The sequence below is a fragment of the Draconibacterium sp. genome (assembly GCF_041583095.1).
In the GTDB taxonomy this organism is placed as follows: Bacteria; Bacteroidota; Bacteroidia; order Bacteroidales; family Prolixibacteraceae; genus Draconibacterium.
This window is the reverse complement of sequence record NZ_JBFHGM010000261.1, coordinates 1-7,261: the sequence shown is the minus strand read 5'-3', so window position 1 is coordinate 7,261 and position 7,261 is coordinate 1. Positions and strand designations below refer to the sequence as shown.

The 7,261-nt window shown below is 40.0% G+C and carries 4 protein-coding genes; 3 read left to right on the top strand and 1 reads right to left on the bottom strand.

Translation table 11 applies throughout. From position 1 onward, the window contains the following. Positions 1–2,619 (bottom strand): two-component regulator propeller domain-containing protein (locus ABZB17_RS18405; protein WP_372652329.1); only part of this gene is annotated, 2,619 nt, incomplete at its 3' end. A 260-nt stretch (positions 2,620–2,879) separates the two neighbouring features. On the opposite strand from ABZB17_RS18405, the gene ABZB17_RS18400 reads away from it, so the two are divergent. From ABZB17_RS18400 to ABZB17_RS18390, 3 genes are all read left to right on the top strand, one after another. Continuing rightward, a complete protein-coding gene (locus tag ABZB17_RS18400; RefSeq protein WP_246241693.1) occupies positions 2,880–3,146 on the top strand; it encodes a DUF493 family protein in 267 nt (88 codons plus the stop codon). Positions 3,147–3,258: 112 nt separating this feature from the next. After that, positions 3,259–4,899, top strand: coding sequence for a DUF6377 domain-containing protein (locus ABZB17_RS18395; RefSeq protein ID WP_372652326.1), 1,641 nt, complete (start codon positions 3,259–3,261; stop codon positions 4,897–4,899). Between the two features lie 398 nt (positions 4,900–5,297). Next, on the top strand, positions 5,298–7,261 hold a 1,964-nt coding region (locus ABZB17_RS18390), incomplete at its 3' end, for a SusC/RagA family TonB-linked outer membrane protein (protein ID WP_372652324.1).

Here is a 7,261-nt window from a genome sequence, read left to right as displayed (position 1 = left end):
TAACCGTTCAAAGAAATCGGCATGAACTTCTTCAAAATAACTTTCGAATATTTGATTTTGATTTTGATTATCGATTTCCTTGTCGATACGCTTTTTAATTATAGCCATTTTTGTTTTAACGACCCCGTCAGAAGTTTCATTCGAAACCCGTTTAAGTTCCTCATTAATTTTCATCAGGAACTTATTTTTGTTTACAATGCTAAGTGTTTGGTTGGCTAACTCTTTATCCAGCGACAGTTTTTCTGCCTCCAGCTTTTCGTTTTTTAAACGAATAATCTCTTTTTCGGCAAGTACAGCTTGTTGCTCAAATTCTTTTTCTTTTACCCGCAATTTTTGCTCGTGTTTTTTACGTTCCTTTTGTTTTGATTTTTCGAAGCGTTTATTAATAAACCAGGCAATTATTACAACTATTACAAACACAATTAATATGTAAATGTAAGTAGCGGTTTTTGAGCGGTGCCATGGGGGAGTGATCACAAATGAAAAAGTAGCTTCATCGCTTTCAACGCCAAAACTGTTTCGGGCTTTTACCCTAAACACATAATCGTTTTCGGGCAGGTTGGTTAAATCGCGGTAGTTATCGTTCGACCACACCGACCATGAATCAGAGTAGTTATCGATAAAGTAGCTAAACTCCAACTGCTCGGGATTTTGATAAAAAGGTGCTGAAAAGTTGAAACGAAATGAATTTTTCTGAAAAGGAAATTCAATAGGCTCGCGATTGTTTTCGGGATATACAACGGTATCAAGATTGGGAACATCTACTTGCGCAATAAAACATCTAAACGGCTGGTTATACGACGTAACTATTCGCGAAGAATAATGTGCAAAACCATTTTCGGTGGCAAAAAATACATTATTTAAATCGAACACATATAAAAATTCCCATTCGCGCACCAGCTTGTTGGGTAATTGCTGGAACGGCGTTGTAATTCGTGTGTAGCTGGTATCATCGTTTTTATGAAGTACGCCCACCTCGTTTTCGGCAATGTACCAGTAGTTTCCCCGAAAGTCTTTTTCAATATATTTCAAGCGGTTATAAGGGGCGAAAATTTCGTTTAACGATTTATTTTTTTCAAAACGGTCGGCCGCTGCATTGTAGCTATATACTCCATCAACTGTTGAGATGCACCACGTATTATCGAACTTCAACAGTATATTCATCAGATCGAGAGGAAGCCCGTCTTTTGCGCCGTAAAGTTTTACATTGGTTGCCGAATCGCGTTGGGCATTTAAAGTAACGCGGAAAACCCCTTTAGCTCCGTGGCTAACCCAAATATTTCCTTCCTTATCTTCCGACAGAAAACGGCTCGATTCGCTAAACCCCTTTATTTTTGTTTGTAAATCCCATTGCCCCTTATCGAATTGAAACAGGGATATGCCGGTGAAACTACCACCAATAGCGTAGTTGGTATCATTTTTTAGTTGAATAAAAGTCCATAACCCGGGATCGTCGCTGATTTGCCGCACTTCTCGTCCGTTTACTACAAATGTACCCAGATTGTGTCCGCAAAGTAATTGTCCGTTTATAACTTTTAAACTCCAAACCTGTCCTTCCGTACCGGGAATTATTTTGAAAACCTCGGTATTGTCCTGTCCAATCGTAGAGAACTTTTTGGTAAAAAGCCCCTGGTTGGTGCCAAGGTATAGCAGGTTGTCGTGTATGACTGCACAGTAGCCTGTTCCAATATTTTCAGAACGAGAGGTATAACTGATTGGCGAATTTAGCTCGATGTAGTCGATTCCATTATCGAGCCCAAGCCATAAATTTCCCGACCGATCGTTGCAAAGGCTTAAAATCGTATTGTTTTGTAAGCCGTTATTCAGGTTTAAATGCTGAATAATCTCGCCTTCGGAATTTGCAATGATGAGCCCGTTTAATATGGTGCCAATAGCCAGGTTATTTCCATCGAGCTTGATGCCGCAATACAAAACATCGTTTTCGGTTTGTGTATTGGCCGGAACATCCCATTTATTTAGCTTGCCATTTTTGTATTCGAACCAACCCGACTGGGCAGTTCCAATGAGCAAATGATTTTCGAAAAAGCTGACCATCGATTGAATTTCATGATCTTTCAGCTCATCGGCCCATGGTACTTTATTTACAAATCCGTTAATGTACTCGAATAAACCAACTCCGGGTTCGTGAAAAAAGAGCCGGTTATTGATATAAAACGAATAGTAAAATGCTTTTTGTGGCCTAATTATATCAATTTTATCATCCCTGTAAATAAAAATATAGCTATATGATTGAAATACAACCCCATACTGTGTGTTGTATATTTTCCAGATCACATCTGTTTCCGGAATATCTTCAGGCAGCTTATCGGTCAAACTCTTAAATATCGGGCCTTCTGGCGAACTGGGGTCGAAAATTCCAAAGTCCTCATCTAATCCGATATAAATAACTCCATCATCATCAATACACACCGATCGAACATTTGAGGTGAAGGAGTCATTGTACAAATCCCAGTTCAAACCATCGAAACGAAGCAGGCCAAGGTTGTTGGCAAAATACATAAATCCATTCGGGTCTTGCGCAACACCCCAGTTTTGTGTGCCGGCCCGGTAATCCGCTTTGGGGTAATTCAGAATATTGGGTACACCGAATCTTTTCACCTGCGAAAAAACAAGTGATGGAAAAACGAGAAGCAGTATGAGTAAACTCTTTTTCAAAACTCAGGGCTGTTGATGGATATTATCTAATAACACGTTTCTAAAATACAATATTAAAATCAAGTGGTGAAATTTGGCTAAAAATCTAATCTTTGTGCTCCGGTTTGAATTTTGTAATCCAAAAAGATATTGAGATTTTAGGTTAAAAGGTGAACGAAAAGAAATGTGGGTTGTATTATTAAATGGATGTGAAAGATAAGGAAATGGATAAATATAAAAATCTTCGCTACCGGCTGATGGAATCTGAAAAATGGCCGTTGAAATACATGTTTAAGTTTATTATTCCGAATGAAGAAGGTAAAGTTGATCAGGTAAAAGCTTTGCTGCCAACTGAAGGTGAAGTAACTTTTAAACATACTGATAATCTGAAACACGTATCGGTTACCTGTGTGGCGCTAATGGAATCGGCCGACCAAATTATTGTGATAACCGAGAAAGTGGATAAGATTGAGGGAGTGATTGTGCTTTAATTTTTATCTGAAATTATTTAAGAATTACGAGTTCTCCAAGAATTGGGACGATGTATAAAATGAAATGAAAAATGTTTATTTTGTGCATGTTTAGAAAACGGAATAACCATTTATGAAATTTTTCAGATTGTTTATCTGCCTTGTATTTTTATATCCCGGTGCGGTTCTGGGGCAATCGCCCCTTGATTCACTTTTGAACCGTTTGGATGCAGCAATCGAAAATCATAAGGTTTATCAACAGCAGAAGGAAGATCGGATTCAGGCGCTGAAGAATCAATTGCGTACGGTTTCGCCCAATACCATTGAGGAGTACCGGCTGAATGCGAAATTGTATGATGAATACCGACCCTACATTTGCGATTCGGCGATACACTACAAAAACCGGAATATTGATGTTGCCAAATACCTGGATAATACCGCTCTGTTATACGAAAGCGAGCTTAATCTGGCTTATCTGATGGCTTCTACCGGGATGTATCTTGAGGCTGTTGACTTAATTTCTTCCATTGAAAAAGAAAAAGTTCCTGATGATTTACTGAGTGAATATTACGATACGTACCGGCATGTTTACTCTGAATTAGCTTTTTATACACAAAACAAAAAGGGCGCGGAACGATACTGGCAGATATCAAATCGTTATACAGATTCGTTGTATAATGTACTTTCTTCAACAAACGATTTGTATTATGCTTTAAAAGAGGAAAGACTGCGTAACGCCGGAAAGATAGAGGAAGCGCTTAGCGTAAATGATACTATATTGGCCAACAGTTCGATGGGTACCCGCGAGTTTGCGATTGCCAGTTATAACCGTTCGCTAACCTATCGAAGAATTAAAGATTCGGATGGGGTAAAGTATTACCTGGCTCAGTCGGCCTTATCCGATATATTGTCGGCCACAAAAGACCATGCCTCGTTGTGGATGCTGGCAGAAATACTATTTCAGGAAAACGATATGGAACGTGCTTACAACTATATTCGTTTTTCGTGGAGCGAAACTGTATTTTATAACGCACGTCTTCGTAGTTTACAAAGTGCCGGAATATTGTCGTTAATCGACAGGACATACCAGGCAACCGTTGAAAAGAAAAACCGGCAACTCCAAAATTATCTTTTACTTTCCAGTATTTTGGGACTTCTGCTAACTGTTGCGCTCGTTTATATTTACAGCCAGATGAGGCGTTTATCCGAGACGCGTAAATATTTACAAAAGGCCAATTCGAGTTTGCAAAATTTAAATACTGAGCTGCAAAAAGTAAATGATCAACTACAAATTGTAAATATGGATCTCTCGGAATCGGACCATATTAAAGAAGTTTATATCGGACATTTTATAAAACTTTGCTCCACCTATATTGATAAAATGGAAAGCTTCCGTCGTTTGGTAAACAAAAAGATAACCAACGGCCAGGTTGCCGAGTTGCATGCGCTTACCCGTTCGCAAGAAATGATGGATGATGAAACAGAAGAACTTTACCGGAATTTTGATAAAGCATTTTTGCGCATTTTCCCACATTTTGTAGAAAAGGTGAACGAGCTGCTACTGGATGAAGAAAAGTTTGAGTTAAACGAAGAAGAGCTACTAAATACCGAATTGCGAATTCTGGCATTAATCCGGTTGGGAATTAGTAACAGCTCGCAAATTGCCGACTTTTTACGATACTCGGTAAATACCATTTATAACTACCGGGCAAAAACAAAAAACCGCGCCAAATCCCGTAACGATTTCGAAGATATGATTATACAAATTCGATAATTGTTAGCGATCTGTTTTAATCCTGTTTGGTGTTAATGTTTTAAAGAACGAAATCAATTTTGTTCGGTTTTACTTCCCATAACTGCCCCTTATTCGTTCACTCATCTTTCCAATTGGTCCACTTTTATTTTGCATATCAAAAAGTTCAAGTGCTTGTTATAGAGTGTTTTGGATATTTTGTTGATTCTCATTAATCCACTTTTCTGTCCCTTAAAAAAATAGCGGTCAACTCAAACCATAGATTTGTGCTTGAGAAAACAGATAAGCTTTACGATGAAGAACTACGGCAATGAAAGTTTGTCTTTCGAGCTAATTTTTATATGCAAAGTCTATGACTATTTCCCAGGTCGGGGAATAGGTTCTGTTTATAATAAATATTTAACTAATCAAATTCTTTTATGAGGACAAGACTCTTAAAATTTAAAATTCCTCTCTTCTTTTTGGTGTTGTTATTGGGATTTAATCTCTCAGTGCATGCACAAAATTCAATTGATGTTAGAGGAGTGGTAAGCGATGCATCAGGCGATCCCTTACCAGGTGTGAATATTGTTATTAAAGGCACGTTGCAGGGAACGCTTACCGATCCAAACGGTAATTACAGGATTACGGTTCCCGGTAGTGATGCTGTTCTTGTATTTTCATTTATCGGATATAATTCGCAGGAAGTTACTGTGGGTAACCAAAGCGAGATAAATGTATCGTTGAAAGAAGACTTGAAACAGCTGGATGAAGTAGTGGTAATCGGTTATGGTTCGGTTGCCCGGAAAGATGTTACCACCGCGGTTTCAACAGTTTCAACCAAAGAGATCAACGAACGTCCGATTGTATCGGCAGCACAGGCCATTCAGGGGAAAGCGGCAGGTGTTAACGTTTACCAGCCCAGCGGAGCTCCCGGTGGCGAAATGGTTATTCGCGTGCGTGGTACTACTTCGTTTAACGGAAGCAACAGCCCTTTATACGTGGTAGACGGAGTTCCGGTTGATAACCTCAACTTCCTTTCGCCAATGGATATTGCCAGTATGCAAATCCTGAAAGATGCTTCATCGGCGGCTATTTACGGATCGAGAGCGGCAAACGGTGTAATTCTTATTACCACGAAACAGGCCAGTGGCGAAGCAAAAATTTCGTTGAATACGCAGTTTGGTGTTAGCCATGTAGCCAACCAAATTAAGTCCTTAAATGCTGCTCAGTATAAAGAACTGATTGACGAAATTCGTCCGGGAGCAATTCCTGAAGGTACTACTGATCAAACCGACTGGTTCAATGAAGTTTACGGAACGGGTATCACTCAAAACTATCAGCTACAGATTTCGGACGGCAACGATAAAACGCGCTACTTTATTTCCGGAGGTTATCTGAACGAAAAAGGGGTGCTCAGCTCTGCATTTTTCCGCCGATATAACCTGCGCAGTAACGTCGAAAGCCAGGTGCGTAGCTGGTTGAATATCGGGTTAAACCTGTCGTATTCGGATAATACCCGCAACGGAGTAACTACCGGTGCCGGATCAAACCGTGGTGGTGTAGTACTGGCGGTGGTTAACCTGCCAACTGCTTCAAACATTATCGATCCTCAGACCGGGTTGTATAACCGCACTTTCTTCGGGCAAAATATTGTAAACCCGATTGAATCGATCGAAAATGGTAAAAACAATAAGAATAACGAGAACCGCCTGATTGCTTCAGGTAGTTCAACCATTACTTTTTTACCTGAATTAACCTTGAAATCGTCGTTCACCTTGGATCGTCGTAACGGCAAAAATACCGGTTTTAATCCTCCGGTACATGGTTCCGACAGAGATGACTGGGGAAATGCATGGGATACCAGAAGTGCTAATACATTACTGGTTTTCGATAATGTAATGACCTTTAAAAAGACATTTGCCGAGAAACATAATTTTGAAGCAATGGCCGGTACTTCGTGGACCGATTCGCAGTGGTCGCAAAGCTATATTAATGGCTCGCACTATAAAGATGATACTATCCATACTTTAAACGCGGCAAATAAAATTTCATGGAACGGTACCGGTACCGGCGCTTCGGCCTGGGGAATCATGTCGGTTTTCGGACGTTTGTCATACAATTACGAAAGTAAATACCTTTTTACATTCAATATTCGTGAAGATGGTTCTTCAAAACTACATCCCGATTATCGTTGGGGAACATTCCCTTCATTCTCGGCAGCATGGCGTTTGTCGTCGGAAGAATTTATGCAGGGATTAACCTGGATCGACGATTTGAAAATCAGAGGTGGCTGGGGACAAACCGGTAACCAGTCGGGAGTTGGCGACTATGCTTATTTGCAACGTTACAACATCACTCGTCAGGCCTGGTTCGAAACCGGAAAGGAAGATGCCTTGCCATT